Below are 17,064 nucleotides of genomic sequence, written 5' to 3' on the forward strand. Positions count from 1 at the left end.
GCGCTGGCAAGGGCCCGCGACGACGCTGCCACGAGCCCCTTGGCATTCCGTATCGAGGCCAGGCCCTGGAGCAATCAGCAGCCGCCCTGCTTTTCGCGCTCGCCGAAGGAGGCGGGAACCGGCGTCGGGCGTTCCAGTGCCGGCCGCTTCACGGTCTCGCGGAGTTCCGGGACTGGCCGCTTCGCCGCCTCGCGGACGCCGCGCGTATTGATGTTGGTGTTGTCGCAGCGGATGACGTGGACGGTGAGATAGACCTTCGTCTCGCTGCCATTGTCGGGGTTGAGCGTCAGCAGGATCTGGCTGTCGCCGACATGCCGGCCGGAGACGTTCACATACAGCGCGGTGCCGCCGGCGCTGCCGGCCGTGGCGGCATGGCGGCCGCCGCGCGGGAGCGCTTCCTCATTGGCCGCGCCCGTGACCTTGCCGGAGCTTGCGCCGGGCAGAGGCGTCTTCCAGACGAAGGCGCCGGGACCGGTCGAGCCCTCGCAGACGGTGACGTGATAGGCGGCGATGCCGTTATGCGAGCAGTCGCGGATCGGGTTCTTGTAGTCGGTCGCGCTGGGGGCGCTCTGCGCGAGGGCCGGACCGGCGACGCCGGCCGCCAGGAAGGCGAGGCCGGCGAGCTTCAGGGAGAAGGTCTTGGGCATCGGAGGCTCCTGTCGGCTGGGTCATGGCGGCGCCCCGGACGAGGCGGACATGCATTGGTCGCAGGCAGGGGCGATCGGGTTCATCGCGCATTCATCTTTTCTCGGGCGACGGCTCGCGCCCTTGCCCTCAACCCCGCTTTCCACTACATCGCGCCTGTTCGATAAGGCCGTGATCGATCACAGCCGGGGGCGGTCTTTCAGGCCGGCTCCCGTTTCGTGTTTGGAACGGACCGTTCGGATGCGGATCTGAACCGGCGGCAAAGCGCCGTTCGCTCTGGCCCTGGCGCTGATGGCGCGGGCCTAGGCGGACGAGCCTCTCGCGAGGCGCCGACGGGGCGATCCGGAGTGTGGCACCAACCCAATCGGCGCTTGCCGGACATCCGCGGGATACGCGGCCGGCGTTAAGGAGACTGCATGTCAGCCGTGGAAAGCTATCATTCGGGCCGCGAGGATTTCGCCGCCCTGCTCGAGGAATCGTTCGGCCAGAACGACGCCCTCGAAGGTTCCGTCATCAAGGGTATCGTCGTCGCCATCGAAAAGGACATGGCGATCATCGATGTCGGCCTGAAGACGGAAGGGCGCGTCGCGCTCAAGGAATTCAACGGCCCCGGCCGTGACCAGGACATCAAGGTCGGCGACGAGGTCGAGGTCTATCTGGACCGGATCGAGAATGCGCTCGGCGAAGCCGTCATCTCGCGCGACAAGGCTCGCCGCGAAGAGAGCTGGGTCAAGCTCGAGAAGGCCTTCGAGGCCCGCGAGAAGGTTTCGGGCGTCATCTTCAACACCGTCAAGGGCGGCTACACCGTCGATCTCGACGGCGCCGTGGCCTTCCTGCCGCGTTCGCAGGTCGACATTCGCCCGATCCGCGACGTCGGCCCGCTGATGGGCCAGCCGCAGCCCTTCGAGATCCTCAAGATGGATCGCCGCCGCGGCAACATCGTCGTGTCGCGCCGCACCGTCCTCGAAGAGACCCGCGCCGAGGCTCGCTCCGAGCTCGTGGCTTCGCTCGAAGAGGGGCAGGTCATCGACGGCGTCGTCAAGAACATCACCGAATACGGTGCGTTCGTGGATCTCGGCGGCATCGACGGCCTGCTCCATGTCACCGACATGGCCTGGCGTCGCGTCAACCATCCGTCCGAGGTTGTGACCATCGGCCAGTCGGTCAAGGTCAAGATCATCAAGATCAACCAGGACACGCACCGCATCTCGCTCGGCATCAAGCAGCTGCTTGCCGATCCGTGGGATGGCATTGCGGCCCGTTACCCTGTCGGTGCGCGCCTCAAGGGTCGCGTCACCAACATCACGGACTACGGCGCGTTCGTCGAGGTTGAGCCCGGCATCGAGGGTCTCATCCACGTCTCCGAGATGTCCTGGACCAAGAAGAACGTCCACCCCGGCAAGATCGTCTCGACCTCGCAGGAAGTCGACGTCGCGATCCTCGAGGTCGATCAGGTCAAGCGTCGGATTTCGCTCGGCCTCAAGCAGACCCTGCGCAACCCCTGGGAGGTCTTCGCGGAGACCCATCCGAGCGGCGCTGTGGTCGAGGGCGAGGTCAAGAACAAGACCGAGTTCGGCCTGTTCCTGGGTCTCGAAGGCGATATCGACGGCATGATCCATCTCTCCGATCTCGACTGGAACCGTCCGGGCGAGCAGGTCATCGAGGAATACAAGAAGGGCGACATGCTGCAGGCTGTCGTTCTCGATGTGGACGTCGAGAAGGAGCGTATCTCGCTCGGCCTGAAGCAACTCGGCGGCGATCCCTTCGTGGATGCCGGCGAGTTCAAGAAGGGCCAGGTCGTGACCACCGAGGTGATCGAGGTCAAGGAAGGCGGTCTCGACGTCAAGATCGTCGGCACCGACATGACCACCTTCATCAAGCGCGCCGAGATCGCTCGCGATCGCGCCGAGCAGCGCCCCGAGCGCTTCGCGGCTGGCGAGAAGGTCGACGCCCGCGTCATCCTGTTCGACAAGAAGGCGCGCAAGATCCAGGTCTCGATCAAGGCTCTGGAGATGGCCGAGGAGAAGGAAGCGATGGCGCAGTACGGCTCCGCCGACTCCGGCGCTTCGCTCGGCGACATCCTGGGCGCCGCCCTCAAGAAGGCGACGACCGACAAGAAGTAAGCTTTCGGCCGCTTTGGCGGCCGGTAGTCCAGCCAGCCCGCGCGGAGCAATCCGCGCGGGCTTTTGTTTCGCCGCTGCTCGTCATTCTCGGGCGTAGCGAAGCGCAGACCCGAGAATCTCTCAGACCAGCGCGCTGGTTTCCGAGATGGTCGGGTCAAGCCCGACCATGACGCCAGACCCAGGACCCCAACCATGACCACCGCTGCCATTGGCATCGATTTCGGCACGACCAACAGCGTCGTCGCGCTGGCCAACGCCAATGGGTCGGTGACGACGCGCTCTTTCGCCACGAAGCAGGGCGCGGTCGACGCCTATCGATCGGCGCTGATGTTCTGGCGCGAGGGCCGGCCGCCCAAGACCCATATCACCCATGTCAGCGGTCCCGACGCGCTCGACATGGCGCTGGGCATGACGACCGAGCATCGCTTCCTGCAATCGCTGAAGACCCATCTCTCCAGCCGGGCCTTCCAGGAAACCCGGCTCTTCGGCAAGCTCTTCAGGCTTGAGGATCTGATTGGCGTCTTCCTCGGCGACCTGACAAGCGGGCTTGCCGATCTTGCGGGCACGCCGCTGGTCTCCGGCCGCCCCGTCGTCTTCGCCGGCGACCGGCCCGACGAGGAGCTGGCTCTAGGCAGGCTGAAAGCCTCCTATGCCAGAGCCGGCATGTCCGAGGTCGATTTCGCCTATGAGCCGCTGGGCGCGGCCTATTGGTATGCCCGCGACCTGAAACAGCCCCAGACCATGCTGGTGGCCGATTTCGGCGGCGGCACCAGCGACTTCTCGGTGATGCGCTTCGAGCCCGGCGGGGCAGGGCGGCTCGATGCGATCCCGCTCTCGCATGCCGGCGTCGGCGTCGCCGGCGATACCTTCGACTACCGCATCATCGAGCACGCCATCTCGCCGGCGCTGGGCAAGGGCACCGACTACCGCTCCTTCGAGAAGCTGCTGCCGATCCCGGCGCACTACCACGCGGCCTTCGCGCAATGGCACCGGCTCTCGCTGATGAAGAGTCGCGAGACCATGGCCGAGCTCAAGGCCCTGATCCGCGATGCGGTCGAGCCGGGCAAGCTCGAGGATTTGCTGACCGTGATCGAATACGATCTTGGCTATGAACTCTACCGCGCCGTCTCCGCCGCCAAGATCGCGCTGTCGGCCGAAGACGAGACCATGTTGAGCTTCCGCCAGACAGGCGTGACGATTGACCGCGTCATCCGCCGCAGTGAGTTCGAGAGCTGGATCGCCGACGATGTCGGCGCGATCGAGGCCGCGCTCGACCGGGCGCTGGCCGACGCGAATGTCTCCGCGGGAGCAATCGAGGCCGTGTTCATGACCGGCGGCACCTCGCATGTCCCGGCCGTCCGCGCCTTGTTCGACCGCCGCTTCGGCGCGAGCCGCGTCCATATCGGCGACGCCTTCCGCTCGGTCGCGAGCGGGCTGGCACTGCTCGCGCTCGACCGGGCGCGTGCGAAGGTCGCGGCCTGAGCCTGTCCAATCGCCTTGCCCCTCCGGCGGCGCGAGGCTACATCACGAGGCTACGAAGACGGAGCACCGACCCGATGTCGTCCGATGCCGATCTGCTTGCCGACCGCCGCAGCCTGAGGCGCAAGCTGACGCTCTGGCGGCTGCTCGCCGTCGTCGGCGTCATTGCCGCCGCCGTCATCGCCGGGCTCGCCTGGAGCGGACGCACGCCCGGCTCGATCAGCCAGGCCCATATCGCGCGCGTCACGATTTCCGGCTTCATCTCCGGCGACAGGCGCACGCTCGACCTGATCAAGTCGCTGGAGGACAGCAAGGCCTCGGCCGTGCTGATCAAGATCGACAGCCCCGGCGGCACCACCACCGGCTCGGAAGCGCTGCATCTGGCGCTTCGCAGTCTGGCGGCGAAGAAGCCGATCATTTCCGTCGTCGACGGGCTCGCTGCGTCCGGCGGCTACATCGCCGCGCTCGGCGCAGACCGCATCGTGGCGCGCCAGACCTCGCTCGTGGGCTCCATCGGCGTGCTCTTCCAGTTCCCCAATGTCGGGCGGCTGCTCGATACGGTTGGCGTCAAGCTCGAGGAGATCAAGTCGAGCCCGCTGAAAGCGGCGCCCAACGGTTTCGAGCCGACCTCGCCCGAGGCGCGCGCGGCGCTCCAGCGCGTCGTCGACGACAATTACGACTGGTTCAAGCGCCTCGTCCGCGACCGCCGCATGATCAGCGACCCCGAGCTTGCCGCCGTCTCCGACGGCCGCGTCCATTCCGGACGTCAGGCGGTCACGCTCAAGCTGATCGACGGCATCGGCGGTGAACCCGAAGCCATCGCATGGCTGGAGAGCGAGAAGGGCGTCGCCAAGGATCTGCCGGTGCGCGACTGGCGCCGGCGCAGCGAATCCTCCTCCTACGGTCTCTGGAGCGCCAGCGAGGCATTGGCGCGGGCGGCGGGGCTCGAAACCGTGGCGACGCTGATCGCGCGTGCCGCCGATCAGCCGATCGGTTTGCGTCTTGACGCGCCCTTGGCGCTCTGGCAGCCTGCATTTGAAAAGTGATGTTGATACAAGCGGTTATACTGGAAAAATGATTAAATCAGAACTCGTCCAGCGCATCGCCGAGCGTAACACGCACCTCTATCAGCGCGACATCGAGAACATCGTCACGGCGATCCTCGACGAGATCGTCAAGGCGCTCGGCCGTGGCGATCGCGTCGAATTGCGCGGCTTTGGCGCCTTCTCCCGCAAGGCGCGTTCCGCCCGCGTCGGCCGCAATCCGCGCACCGGCGACGCCGTCGAGGTCGAGGAGAAATTCGTGCCCGTGTTCAAGACCGGCAAGGAGCTTCGGCTCCGGTTGAACGACAAGGGCTGACCGGCTGCGACTGTCGATGAAAACGCGCCGTCATTCCGGGCGCAGCGAAGCGTAGACCCGGAATCCATCGTAAACGACCGACCGTGCTCGATGATGGATTCCGGATCGGCGCGGCTTCGCCGCTTGTCCGGAATGACGTCGCGGGTATGGAAGATGGCGAGGCTCGATACCGGGCGCTCCATCACCGGAACAGCGGCTGAAAGGAAACCCGATGAAAGCCTTCTTCAAAGCCCTGATCCTCGTGCCGGTCGCGCTGGCGATCGTGCTGTTCTCGGTCGCCAATCGCGCACCCGTGCGCATCTCGTTCGATCCGATCAGCCGAGATGCACCTGTCGTCGCCTTCGACGTGCCGCTCTTCGCCATCGTGCTGGCGGCTCTGGCGGCGGGCGTCCTGATCGGCGGCTTCGCCTCCTGGCTCGCCCAGGGCAAGTACCGCCGTGCGGCGCGGCGCAACCGGCGCGAGGCCGACAGCCTGCGCGGCGAAACGCAGATGCTGCGCGCCGCCGTACCCGATTCCGCCCTGCCTGCGCTGACCAGCGGCCGCGCCTGATGCGGCTCTTCGGCAATGGCGAAATCGACGCCGCGCTGAACTATCCCGGTCTGATCGATGTGCTCGACGAAGCCTTTCGCGGCGATGCCGCGATGCCGCCGCGCATCCACCACGATGTCCAGCGCCCGGGTCAGGATCCGGCGCTGTTGCTGATCATGCCATCCTGGAGCGGGCCGGATGCGGCGCGTCCCTATATCGGCACCAAGATCGTCTCTGTCTTCTTCGGCAACGGCAAGCGCAATCTGCCTGGCGTGCTCGGCGCCTACATATTGATGGATGGCGAGACCGGTGCGCCGCTTGCGGTGATGGATGGCACCCGTTTGACGCTGTGGCGCACCGCTGCGGCGTCTGCGCTCGCCGCCCGCTACATGGCGCGCGCCGATGCCAGCCGCATGCTGATGGTCGGAGCCGGCGCGCTCGCGCCCTTTCTGGTGCGGGCGCATCGCGCTGTCAGGCCGCTGACCGACATCGCGATCTGGGCGCGCCGCCCCGAGGCCGCCGCCGCCGTGGTGGCGGAACTGGCTTTGGACGGTGTCGAGGCGCACGCCGTGACCGATCTGGAGGGCGAGGCGCGGACCGCCGACATCATCTCCTGCGCCACCAACGCGACCGAACCCCTGATCCACGGCAAGTGGCTCAAGCGCGACGCCCATCTCGACCTGATCGGCGCCTTCACCATGCAGATGCGCGAAACGGATGCCGATGCGCTGAACCGCGCCCGCGTCGTGGTTGATTCCAGGAAGGCGATCGGGGAGGGCGGCGACGTCGCGATTGCCATCGCCGAAGGCAGTTATAGCGCCGAAGCGATTGCCGGGACATTGGCCGATCTCTGCTGCGGCCGGATCGCAGGCACTGCGCCTGGTGGCGAGATCACCTTGTTCAAGTCGGTCGGCGTCTCGCTGGAAGATCTGGCGGCGGCGGTCGCCGTCTGGGAAAACGCGACCGCCGCCTGATCGTCAGACGCGAACCGGCACCCCGCCGATGGCGCCGAGCAGCCAGAGCACGACGACGATGGTCAGCACCAGGCCAAGCACGCCGCCGAGGCCGGCCGTGCCATAGCTGCGATGGCCGTAATAGCCGCCGCCGCCGAGCAGGACGATCAGCAGGACGATGATGAGGATCGTTGACATGAGGCGTTCCTTCCCGAGCAAGGCCGCCGCCTGAGCGCCGGCCGAATGTGCAGGGAGAACGTCAGCAATGGTCCGCATGTTCCATGAGGCAGCGCGCGGCTGCGCGGCTCTACTCCGCCCTGATCCCGACCTCCCTGATCAGGCTGCCCCATTTCGTCTGTTCGGACAGGACGAACGCGGCAAGCTCGGCGGGCGTATTGCCGACGGGGTCGGCCGCCAGGAGGTCCATTCTGGCGCGCACGCCAGGGTCGGCGATCGCGCTCTTGGCGTCGGCCTGGATGCGCTCGATCATGGCCTGGGGCGTCTTGGCCGGAGCAAACAGCGCAAACCAGGACGAGACGTCGAAGCCGGGCACCAGGTCGCCGATCGGCGCGAACTCGCTTGCGGTCGGCGCACGCCGTGCAGTGGTGACGCCGAACCCACGGATCAGGCCGGCGCGCGCCTGCGGCAGGGCCGAGGTGATGTTGTCGAACATCAGGTCGACGCGTCCGCCGATCAGGTCCTGGAGCGCCTGCGACGAGCCGCGATAGGGCACATGGACCATCTTGGTGCCGGTCAGTTTCTGGAACAGCTCGCCGGCGAGATGGATCGAGGTGCCGACGCCCGACGAGGCATAGGTCAGCTTTCCGGGATTGGCCCGGGCGTAGGCGATCAGCTCGACGGTGTCCTTGACCGGCAGTTCCTTGTTGACGACGAGGAGGTTGGGCACCAGCGCGACCATGGTGATCGGGTTGAGATCCTTGATCGGGTCGTAATTGACCTTGGCGTAGAGATAGGGGTTGGCAACGAGGCCGACCGAGGCGATCAGCAGCGTCTCGCCATTGGGCTCCGAGCGGGCTGCGGCGTCGACGCCGATATTGCCGCCGGCGCCCGGCCTGTTCTCGACGACGAGATTGCTGCCCCAGGCCTGGCCGAGCTTGTCGGCCATCAGCCGTCCCAGAATGTCGGTCGCGCCGCCGGGCGGGAAGGGCACGATGAGCTTGATGGTGCGCCCTTGCGGCCAGGCCGCCTGAGCCAAGCCCGCATGCGGCAGGGCGGCGCTTGCGCCGAGCCCGCCAAGCAACGTGCGGCGGTCGATCGTAAAATCGGTCATGATGGTGTGGTCTCCTCCCGGTGCAGGATCTTGCGGAACTTGGCTGTCCGCTTTCTGCCTGGGTCCAAGGCTGGCGGCTCGGCCCCGACTTGTCCATCGGGAATCGCCCGATACGGCGCTTGACCTTTGCCCTCCGTCGCGGCGATTCTGCCGCAATGCGCGACGTTGCCCGCCGAATCGCTCCCGTCCTCGTGCTCATGGCTGCCATGCTCGCGTCGCCGCTGGCCCGCGCGCAGGACAACGCCGCCGACGAAGCGAGGCGTCGCGCCGCCAACATCGCCGCCTTCCCGGATGCGGCGCGCGCGCTCTTCGGCCAGAAGACCGCGCCAGCCGACATGCGCGCCCGCGCCATCGGTTCCTACGCGAGGGGCTGTCTTGCGGGCGCGACCGCGCTGCCGATCGACGGGCCGAGCTGGCAGGTCATGCGGCTGGCCCGCAACCGCAACTGGGGCCACCCCATCCTGATCGACTATCTCGAAAAACTGGCGCGCGACGTGCCCCGGATCAATGGCTGGCCGGGCCTCCTGGTCGGCGACATCTCGCAGCCGCGCGGCGGGCCGATGCTGACCGGCCATGCCTCGCACCAGATCGGCCTCGACGCCGATCTCTGGCTGACTCCTATGCCGAGGGAGAGGCTCGACAAGGACGATCGCGAGAACATGCCGGCGGTCAACATGGCGCGCGCCGACTGGCGCGACGTCGATCCGAAGAACTGGACCCCCGGTCAGACCAAGCTGATACGGACGGCCGCGAGCGACCCGCGCGTCGAGCGCATCTTCGTCAATCCGGCGCTCAAGGTCGCGCTCTGCCGGGAAGCTGGCGCGGACCGGTCATGGCTCAACAAGGTCCGGCCGATCTGGGGCCACAACTATCATTTCCATATTCGGATGACCTGCCCCATCGGCATGGAGGGCTGCCAGGGCCAGGAGCCGCCGAATTTCGGCGATGGCTGCGGCGAGGAACTGACGGGCTGGATCGAGCGCCAGCGCGCTGCGATGTTCGCGCCGCCAAAGCCGCCGCGTACCGGCTCCGCGCCGAAACCCAAGCCGCCGATGTCGCTCGATGCATTGCCGGCGGAGTGCCGGCAGGTGCTGGTGTCGCGTTGATCGCTCGTCCGGAGCGGCTCGTCCGGAACAACGCCGGACACCTTGCCTAGCGCCGCTGCGGCGAGCGCCCCGAGCTGAACGCGAACGGGTCTTTCTCCGGCGTGATCTGGGCCGGCTGGGCCTGATCGAAGCCTTCCATGTCCATCACGCCGGTGCCTTCGTCATCGCCGAGCACCATCTCCTCGGTCGGCGGTGTCGAGCCCGGCAGTTGCAGCGGCCCGCGCTGTTCGCTCGGCAGCGGCTGATATTGTCCAGAGCCGGGCCGGTTGTAGCGCGGCGCGTTCAGCGGCGTGCGGTCGTATTCCTCGAGGAAGCGGGCCTGGCTGTCGAGGCCCTGGCCGGCGCGGCTGGTGGCGACCGGGTAACCGCCCTGCACCCCGCCCGGCGGGCGCAGGCCGTCGCTGGGCTGGCGCAGCAGGCTGCCGCCCGCGACCATGTTCGGCGTTGACTGGCGAGGCAGCGGCTCGGCCGACTGATAGGGCCGCGCCGGGTCCGGCGGCGGCAAGTTGTAGTTCGGCGTGTATTTGATGACCGGTTTGCAGATGTGCCGATCCTTGGAATGCCGCGCCAGGTCGATATGGAAATGGTCGTAATGCAGCGGGTCCGCGCCCGGCCCGAGCACGGTCGAGAAATACTCGCAGGCGCCGACGAAAATTTCGCGCAGGAAGTTCTGCTCTTCCGGCGAGCCGCGCCAGCCATCCTTGACCGTGACGTTGCGGCCATCGTTGAGACGGAAGGAGAAGACGTCGACGGCGTTGCCGAAGGCATGCTCGGATGTACGGGTCGTTGCCGTGCCGTTGTTCATGGCGCGGCAGGAATAGGAGCCGGCGCGGATTTCGACGACCTGCGCGCCCAGTACGTTCTGGGCGGCGGGCTGCACCACCTTGGCGAACCAGACATCGGTTGTCGCGACGACCGGGCAGGCGAGGGTCGCCGCGCTGGTCAGGTGGACGTTGCCGTTCAGGAAGGCCTGGACCTTGAGCGGCTTTTCCATGCCGCATGTGCCCGGCCCGTCCAGCGGCTTGTCGCGCAGGCTGACATAGGAGGAGAGCTGCACCTGCTTGGACGACAGGCAGGCGGCCTCAGCCTGGTCGCGCCAGGGCGCGCGCTGGGCTTTCTGGAATTTTCCGCAGCCGGCAAGGCCCGTTCCGAGGACCCCGAGCGCGATGAGGGCGAGATGAACGCGTCGCATGACAGATCAAATGCGACCCGTCTGATGAACGGTTTCTCAACCGGGTGAGCCCGCGGCGACACAGCCGGGTTAACTTTGGGACTGCGGTTAACGGGCAGTTACCGGGCGTTCTCGCCCTGCCCGAAGGTCACCTGATGCGTCAGGCGGCCCGGAACCAGTGCAGCGAAAGGCCTGCCTTCGCCCGCGCATCCGGTGCGGCCGCCCATGCCGCAATCAGGCTGGCGTGGATGGCATCGCTTGTGCGACAGAACCTGATCCGCCCCGAGAGCGCTGCACATGACCGGCAAGGCCCGCTTCATCTTCCCCGTCGTCATGGCCTTCATGATGGCGTTTCTGGTGTCGGCCGTGATCACCTTCGTCAATCTCGGCTTCTCGCCGGATTTTCTGTCGCGCTGGATGCATGCTTTCACCATCGCGTGGCCGAGCGCGGCGGTTGTGGCTTTCTTCGCGCTGCCGCTGGCGCGCCGGGTCACCGCCGAAATCGTCAAAGTGATCGGGGAATGACATGCTGAGCCTGCGCGAGATCACCCGGCGGATCGCCGAAGGCGAGACGACGGCGGACGCGGAACTGGCCCGCAGCGCGGCCCTGATCGACCGCATGGAGCCGGGCTTGAAGGCCTTCGTCAGCCGCCCCGAGGCGCTGGTCGCCGGCGTCGGCCCGCTCGCCGGCATCGCCTGCGGCGTCAAGGACATCATCGACACCGCCGATCTGCCGACGCAGATGGGCTCGTCGATCTACAAGGACTGGCGGCCGCGCGCCGATGCGCCGATCGTGATGGCGCTGAAGGCGGCCGGCGCGACCGTGGCCGGCAAGACCCATACCACCGCCTTCGCTTTCCTCGATCCCGCGCCGACCCATAATCCCCACGACCCGGTCGCGAGCCCGGGCGGCTCTTCGGCCGGCTCGGCTGCGGCGGTGGGTGCGGGAATGATCCCGCTCGCCATCGGAACCCAGACCGGCGGCTCGGTCATTCGGCCAGCCTCCTATTGCGGCATCGCCGGCATCAAGCCCTCCTATGGCCTGCTGCCGACCCACGGCGTGAAGCCGTTCTCCTGGTCTCTCGATACGCTCGGCCTGATGGCCGGCAGCGCCGACGATCTCGGCTTCGCATTGGCCGCCATCACCGAACGCCCCGAACTCGACTCCGATGCCGCCGAACTCAGGGGCCTGCGTATCGGCATATGCGCGCAGGACTTCGCCGGTCCAGCCGAACCGGCCTCGCAGGCGGCGCTGCAGCGCTTCCGCGAAATCGCGATGCAGGCGGGCGCGCAACTGGTCGAACTTGCGAGTCCGCCGGCACTGGACGCGGCCTTCCACGCCCACGGCCCCCTGCAAGACTGGGAGGCGACGCAGGCGCTCGCCTGGGAGTACGCCGGCCACCGCGACGCCATCGCGCCCAAACTGCGCGCCTATCTCGACGCTGCCCGCAGCGTCACGCCCGCGCAATATGACGAGGCGCGCGGGCTCTCGCGACAGGGCCGCGCGGCAGCGCGTGATTTCTTCGCGCAGGTCGATGTGGTCGCGAGCTTCGCCGCGCCCGGCACGGCGCCGGACACGATGGATTCGACCGGGGATTCCAAGTTCAACCGGCTCTGGACGCTCCTCGGCGTGCCCTGCCTGACGATTCCGGTGGTGCGGGGCCCGCGCAACCTCCCGGTCGGCATTCAAATCATCGCCGGCTTCGGCTCAGACGAACATGTCGTTTCAGTTGCGAAGGCCTTGGAAAACTGTGTTCTGGCAGCGCGGTAAACGAGATTATCCCCAAATCAATACAAGGGTTTAATCGATTTTTAAGCGTACTCTAGGCTGTGCCACGGTGTTGCCGCCTCCGCGCCCTCTTGCGGCCGGCCGCAGTTCTGCTAGCGTGATGACAGGTCAATGACACAGGAGGGTGTGATGAGCCTCACGCTACGTCTCGACCGTTTAGTGATGGGTGCGGCCTTTATTTTTATGATGGCGATCGTGCTGGGCGCGTTCTGACCGGAATCGGTCATTAAGTCCCACGGACCACACTGCAGAGTTTGACGAACGCCGCCGGGCATCACCCGGCGGCGTTTTCGTCTTCAGGGGCATGCTGCGGGAATGGCCGGCCAACCTGTGGGCCGGCTCAGCTTTCGGGGCATGGGTTCTCGGTCACTTCCCACGACATCATGTTGATGACGCGGCCGCAGGCGGCCAGACGCCGGCCCTGTGTCGTACGGATACACGCCATCGCGCCTTCGGCGATCTTGCGCCCGTCAGTCCAGCAGAAGCAGAGCGGTTCGGGTGCTTGCGCGAGCCGGGGCTTGTCGAGCGCCACCGGGCGGTCCTGCGCGAAAGCGATCGGGGTGGCGGCCAGTGACGCCGCCATGGCGATGCCGAGCAGCCAACCGGTCGAGGTCATTCTCGACGAGATCATACGCATGAGCGAGCCTCCGCCGTAACGAACGTGACTCTAGCATGACATTGCGCCGGTCCCAAACCTGGCAGGAACGGCACCTTAGCCTTTAGTCGTAGATACTTTGGGTTGGCCTGTCTTGTAAGTCTGATGGGGCGGGGCCATATCACCGCAAAGAGAGCCCGAGGGGGCTCCAGGAGGAACCATGTCCCTGATTTCGCTCGCCCGGCGTGGCCGGGTCGTCGCTTTTGTCGCCGCTGCTCTGCTGGTAGCGCCTGTCATCGCCGAGGCCCGCCCGGGTGGCGGCAAGAGTGTCGGCAGCCGCGGCTCGCGCACCGAATCGGCGCCGGCCCGTACTGACACCGCGCCCAACGGCGCCCAGCCCTTCCAGCGCAGCGCGACGCCGTCGCCCGCCGGGCCGTCGGCCGCAACGGCTGGCGCGGCGGCCGCCGCTTCGCAGGCGGCTCGTCCGTCGATGGCGCGCAACCTGATGCTCGGCCTCGGCGCTGGTCTGCTCGGCGCCGGCCTGTTCGGCATGTTGTCCGGCGCGGGCTTCTTCAGCGGCCTCGCCTCGCTGGCCGGCATCTTCGGCTTCCTGCTGCAAATCGCGCTGATCGGCGGCGTCATCTGGCTGGCCCTGCGCTTCTTCCGTCGTCGTTCCGAGCCGCAGTTCGCCGGCGCCGGCGCGCCGATGCCGCGCGAGGCCTATCAGCCTCAGGCCCAGAACCGCATGGCGGCGATGGGCGGCGGTGGCGCTGCCCGCCCGGTCGTCCAGACGGCTCCGATCCAGGTCGGACCCGACGACTTCAACGCCTTCGAGCGCCTGCTGACCGAAATCAACGCCTCCTATTCCAACGAGGACGAGGCCGGCCTGCGCCAGCGCACGACGCAGGAGATGTTCGGCTATTTCGACGAGGATCTCTCCGGCAACGCCAAGCGTGGTCTGGTCGACCGCGTCACCGACGTGAAGCTGCTGCAGGGCGATCTTGCGGAAGCCTGGCGCGAGGGCGATGCCGACTACGCGACGGTCGCGATGCGTTTCAGCCTGATCAACGCGCTCTACGAGCGTTCGTCCGGCAAGATCGTCGAGGGCAATGCGACGGTTCCCCAGGAGGTTACGGAGCACTGGACCTTCCTGCGCGAGCGCGGCGCCGGCTGGAAGCTTTCGGGCATCCAGACCACGGCCTGATCCAGACGCGAGACGAGACACGGACGGCCGGGGCAACCCGGCCGTTTTTCGTTGCGGGATAGCTTTCGGGTGTCGCAGCGGCGCGATCCATTCTATAGCGGCTGCGTGCCGACCGGCTTCGCCTTCTGGAGACCCCACCCATGACCGACATGCGTCTCGTCGTCGTCGGCGCCGCCGGGCGCATGGGCCGGATGCTGATCAAAGCAATCCACGAGACCGACGGCTGCGTACTTTCGGCGGCGATCGAGCGGCCCGGCTCCATCGTCGTCGGCCAGGATGCCGGTGTGCTCGCCGGCCTGCCGGCCTCCGGCGTGCCCGTCAGCGACGAGGCCCTGCCGGCCTTCGTCGAGGCGGAAGGCGTGCTGGATTTCACCACGCCGGACTCGACGGTCGAGTTCGCAGCGCTGGCCGCCCAGGCCCGTATCGTCCATATCGTCGGGACGACGGGGCTGGAGCCGCAACATCTGGCGAAGATCGAGGCGGCCGCGCGCCATGCCGCCATCATCCGGTCCGGCAATATGAGCCTCGGCGTCAACCTGCTCGCCGCGCTGGTGCGCAAGGTCGCAGCCACGCTCGGCACTGACTGGGACATCGAGATTGCCGAGATGCACCATCGCATGAAGGTCGATGCGCCCTCGGGCACGGCCGTCATGCTCGGCGAGGCCGCTGCAGCCGGACGCGCCGTCGATCTGGCGCAGGCGCGCGTTGCCGGCCGTGACGGCCAGACCGGAGCACGCCCGCCCGGCACGATCGGCTTTGCCGCGCTGCGCGGCGGCACCGTCGTCGGCGACCATAAGGTTATCTTCGCCGGCAGCGGCGAGCGCATCGAGCTCGCTCACATCGCGGAGGATCGCAGCCTGTTCGCGCAGGGCGCGGTCAAGGCGGCGCTCTGGGGGCGCGGCCGCAAGCCGGGTCTTTATTCGATGGCCGATGTCCTCGGCCTCGACAGCCTCTGAGGCGAGCCTGTGACCGCGATCGCCATCGCGCCCGGCGTCACGCACTGGCCGGGCTATCTCGACGAGGGCTCGCAGGCGGCTCTGGTGGCGGAGTTGCGCGCCGTCGCGCGCCAGGCTCCGTTCTTCCAGCCGCGCATGCCCAAGACCGGAAAACCGTTCTCCGTGCGCATGACCAATTGCGGCCCGCTCGGCTGGGTCTCCGACGAGCGGGGCTATCGCTATCAGCCGCTGCATCCCGACACGGGCGAGCCCTGGCCGCTTATGCCCGCCCCTCTGCTGACGGCCTGGGAGGAACTTGCAGGCTACGTCCATCCGCCCGAAGCCTGCCTCGTCAATTTCTACGAAAAGGGCGCGAAGATGGGCCTGCACCAGGATCGCGACGAGCAGGATTTCGAGGCGCCGGTCCTGTCGCTCTCGCTCGGCGACGCCGCGCTCTTCCGCATCGGCGGCACAAAGCGTGGCGGCAAGACGGTCTCGTTGAAGCTCGCCTCGGGCGATGCGCTGCTGTTCGGCGGCGAAGCGCGATTGGCCTATCACGGCATCGACCGCATTTTGTCGGGCTCGTCGCAACTGCTGCCGCAGGGCGGGCGGCTCAACCTGACGCTCAGGCGCGTGACCAAGCCGGCGGAGTGATCAATGGGCCCCGGGGCCTTTGCCCGGCAGGTTCGGAAAAGACCAGCCGAACAGGATCGAACCGGCCCGCAGCCCAAAGCCTGTCGCAAGCCCCGCCGCCATCACGATCGCCGGCTCGATGACGAGCAGCGAAAGCCCCGCCGTCACGGCTGCGCCGGCTGCGGCCGCCGTGACGTAGAAATCCCGGCTCCACAGCACCATAGGCCGGTCGCCGGCGAGGATGTCGCGCAGGATGCCGCCGAAGGAGGCGGTCATCGCGCCGAGCGCGATCGCAGACAGAGGCGATATGCCGACATCCAGCGCCTTGAGCGTGCCGGCGACGGCAAACAGCGCGAGCCCGGCCGAGTCCGCCCAGATCAGCAGGCGCTTCCCGGCCCAGCCGTCGAGCATGCCGGGTTTCGCATAGGCGGTGGCCCAGCAGACGAGCGCCACGGCCGAGCAGACCAGCACGTCGAAGGGGTCGCGGACCCAGAAGACGAGCCGTCCGAGCAGCAGGTCGCGCAACGTGCCGCCGCCGACGCCGGTTACGGTCGCGAGCAGGATGAAGCCGAACGGATCCATGCCCTTGCGGGCCGCCACCAGCGCGCCGGTCAATGCGAAGACGGCGACGCCGGCGGCTTCCAGCACGGCTCAGTGGCCGGTTGGCGCGTCGGTCGCCGGGGCTTCGGGCGGCTTGGGTGCGCCGGCCGAGACGCCGACCAGGGCAGGCCGCAGCACGCGCTCGCCGATCTTGTAGCCGGACTGAACGACCTTCGAGACCATGCCCTTGGCCGCCTCGGCGTCGGGAGCCTCGAACATCGCCTGATGCAGGTTCGGGTCGAATTTTTCACCCTGCGGGTCGATCTTGCGCACGCCGTGGCGCTCCAGCGTCTTGAGCAGATCGCGCTCGGTCAGTTCGACGCCCTCGATCAGCGCCATCAGGGCCGCGTCCTTGGCGGCGCGCGCGGCCTCGGGCACGCTGTCGAGCGCCCGGCGCAGATTGTCGGCGGAGCCCAGCATGTCGCGCGCGAAGCTCGTCACGGCATAGGCCTTGGCGTCGGCGATCTCGCGTTCGGTGCGGCGGCGCAAGTTCTCCATGTCGGCGAGCGTGCGCAGGAGTTTGTCCTTGAAATCGTCGCGCTCGGCTTCGATTTTAGCGAAATTAGCCTGGATGATCTCTTCCGGCGACAGCGCGGTCTCGTCGATGTCGGGTTCGGCGTTCGGGTTTTCCGGCGCAGGATGCTGCGTCATG

General features: G+C 67.4%; 19 protein-coding genes. 12 read left to right on the forward strand and 7 right to left on the reverse strand.

Going from position 1 to position 17,064, the window contains the following annotated elements:
* Nucleotides 1-74: 74 nt before the first annotated feature.
* Nucleotides 75-647: a hypothetical protein gene (locus AC1DZY_RS14005; RefSeq protein ID WP_476820729.1), complete on the reverse strand. Its 573-nt coding sequence runs from the start codon at nt 645-647 to the stop codon at nt 75-77.
* 414 nt (nt 648-1,061) lie between these two features.
* On the opposite strand from AC1DZY_RS14005, the gene rpsA reads away from it, so the two are divergent.
* The 6 genes from rpsA to lhpI all read left to right on the forward strand — a co-directional run bounded on the left by rpsA (nt 1,062) and on the right by lhpI (nt 7,109).
* Nucleotides 1,062-2,768: a 30S ribosomal protein S1 gene (gene rpsA / locus AC1DZY_RS14010; RefSeq protein WP_476820730.1), complete on the forward strand. Its 1,707-nt coding sequence runs from the start codon at nt 1,062-1,064 to the stop codon at nt 2,766-2,768.
* Nucleotides 2,769-2,960: 192 nt separating this feature from the next.
* Nucleotides 2,961-4,250, forward strand: coding sequence for an Hsp70 family protein (locus AC1DZY_RS14015; protein ID WP_476820731.1), 1,290 nt, complete (start codon nt 2,961-2,963; stop codon nt 4,248-4,250).
* Between the two features lie 74 nt (nt 4,251-4,324).
* Complete coding sequence (gene sppA / locus AC1DZY_RS14020) at nt 4,325-5,293, forward strand: signal peptide peptidase SppA (protein WP_476820732.1); 969 nt, start codon at nt 4,325-4,327, stop codon at nt 5,291-5,293.
* Nucleotides 5,294-5,321: 28 nt separating this feature from the next.
* A complete protein-coding gene (gene ihfB, locus AC1DZY_RS14025; RefSeq protein WP_476820733.1) occupies nt 5,322-5,606 on the forward strand; it encodes an integration host factor subunit beta in 285 nt (94 codons plus the stop codon).
* A 211-nt stretch (nt 5,607-5,817) separates the two neighbouring features.
* On the forward strand, nt 5,818-6,156 hold the full coding sequence (locus AC1DZY_RS14030; RefSeq protein WP_476820734.1) for a lipopolysaccharide assembly protein LapA domain-containing protein: 339 nt from the start codon (nt 5,818-5,820) through the stop codon (nt 6,154-6,156).
* On the forward strand, nt 6,156-7,109 hold the full coding sequence (gene lhpI / locus AC1DZY_RS14035) for a bifunctional Delta(1)-pyrroline-2-carboxylate/Delta(1)-piperideine-2-carboxylate reductase (protein WP_476820735.1): 954 nt from the start codon (nt 6,156-6,158) through the stop codon (nt 7,107-7,109). Before AC1DZY_RS14030 ends, lhpI begins: the two co-directional genes overlap by 1 nt.
* Nucleotides 7,110-7,112: 3 nt before the next feature.
* On the opposite strand, the gene AC1DZY_RS14040 is transcribed toward lhpI, so the two are convergent.
* The gene (locus tag AC1DZY_RS14040; protein WP_476820736.1) at nt 7,113-7,286 is read right to left on the reverse strand and encodes a DUF3309 family protein; all 174 of its coding nucleotides are present in this window, start codon (nt 7,284-7,286) and stop codon (nt 7,113-7,115) included.
* A gap of 109 nt (nt 7,287-7,395) precedes the next feature.
* Nucleotides 7,396-8,379 carry a Bug family tripartite tricarboxylate transporter substrate binding protein gene (locus tag AC1DZY_RS14045; RefSeq protein ID WP_476820737.1) on the reverse strand — a complete coding sequence of 328 codons (984 nt, stop codon included), beginning with the start codon at nt 8,377-8,379 and terminating at the stop codon, nt 7,396-7,398.
* 155 nt (nt 8,380-8,534) lie between these two features.
* Here AC1DZY_RS14045 and mepA point away from each other — a divergent pair, with 155 nt between their 5' ends.
* A complete protein-coding gene (gene mepA / locus AC1DZY_RS14050) occupies nt 8,535-9,485 on the forward strand; it encodes a penicillin-insensitive murein endopeptidase (RefSeq protein ID WP_476820738.1) in 951 nt (316 codons plus the stop codon).
* Between the two features lie 46 nt (nt 9,486-9,531).
* Here the strand turns inward: mepA and AC1DZY_RS14055 are convergent, their stop codons facing one another.
* Nucleotides 9,532-10,677: an extensin-like domain-containing protein gene (locus tag AC1DZY_RS14055; protein WP_476820739.1), complete on the reverse strand. Its 1,146-nt coding sequence runs from the start codon at nt 10,675-10,677 to the stop codon at nt 9,532-9,534.
* A gap of 276 nt (nt 10,678-10,953) precedes the next feature.
* Between AC1DZY_RS14055 and AC1DZY_RS14060 the strand changes: the two genes are divergently transcribed.
* Both AC1DZY_RS14060 and AC1DZY_RS14065 read left to right on the forward strand, forming a co-directional pair.
* Complete coding sequence (locus AC1DZY_RS14060) at nt 10,954-11,181, forward strand: DUF2798 domain-containing protein (RefSeq protein ID WP_476820740.1); 228 nt, start codon at nt 10,954-10,956, stop codon at nt 11,179-11,181.
* 1 nt (nt 11,182) lies between these two features.
* Nucleotides 11,183-12,427 carry an amidase gene (locus AC1DZY_RS14065; protein WP_476820741.1) on the forward strand — a complete coding sequence of 415 codons (1,245 nt, stop codon included), beginning with the start codon at nt 11,183-11,185 and terminating at the stop codon, nt 12,425-12,427.
* Nucleotides 12,428-12,785: 358 nt separating this feature from the next.
* Here AC1DZY_RS14065 and AC1DZY_RS14070 read toward each other — a convergent pair whose 3' ends face one another.
* Entirely contained in the window at nt 12,786-13,082 is a 297-nt protein-coding gene (locus tag AC1DZY_RS14070; RefSeq protein ID WP_476820742.1) for a hypothetical protein, read from the reverse strand.
* Nucleotides 13,083-13,260: 178 nt separating this feature from the next.
* Between AC1DZY_RS14070 and AC1DZY_RS14075 the strand changes: the two genes are divergently transcribed.
* The 3 genes from AC1DZY_RS14075 (at nt 13,261) to AC1DZY_RS14085 (ending at nt 15,833) form a co-directional block, all read left to right on the forward strand.
* Nucleotides 13,261-14,244: a Tim44 domain-containing protein gene (locus AC1DZY_RS14075; protein ID WP_476820743.1), complete on the forward strand. Its 984-nt coding sequence runs from the start codon at nt 13,261-13,263 to the stop codon at nt 14,242-14,244.
* 149 nt (nt 14,245-14,393) lie between these two features.
* Nucleotides 14,394-15,200, forward strand: a complete 807-nt coding sequence (gene dapB / locus AC1DZY_RS14080; protein WP_476820768.1) for a 4-hydroxy-tetrahydrodipicolinate reductase — start codon at nt 14,394-14,396, stop codon at nt 15,198-15,200.
* Between the two features lie 9 nt (nt 15,201-15,209).
* Nucleotides 15,210-15,833: an alpha-ketoglutarate-dependent dioxygenase AlkB family protein gene (locus AC1DZY_RS14085; RefSeq protein ID WP_476820744.1), complete on the forward strand. Its 624-nt coding sequence runs from the start codon at nt 15,210-15,212 to the stop codon at nt 15,831-15,833.
* Here the strand turns inward: AC1DZY_RS14085 and AC1DZY_RS14090 are convergent, their stop codons facing one another.
* Nucleotides 15,834-16,460, reverse strand: coding sequence for a trimeric intracellular cation channel family protein (locus AC1DZY_RS14090; protein ID WP_476820745.1), 627 nt, complete (start codon nt 16,458-16,460; stop codon nt 15,834-15,836).
* A gap of 3 nt (nt 16,461-16,463) precedes the next feature.
* Nucleotides 16,464-17,063, reverse strand: a complete 600-nt coding sequence (gene grpE / locus AC1DZY_RS14095; protein ID WP_476820746.1) for a nucleotide exchange factor GrpE — start codon at nt 17,061-17,063, stop codon at nt 16,464-16,466.
* Nucleotide 17,064: the final 1 nt, after the last annotated feature.

This window comes from Allobosea sp. P2_A10, assembly GCF_056405115.1.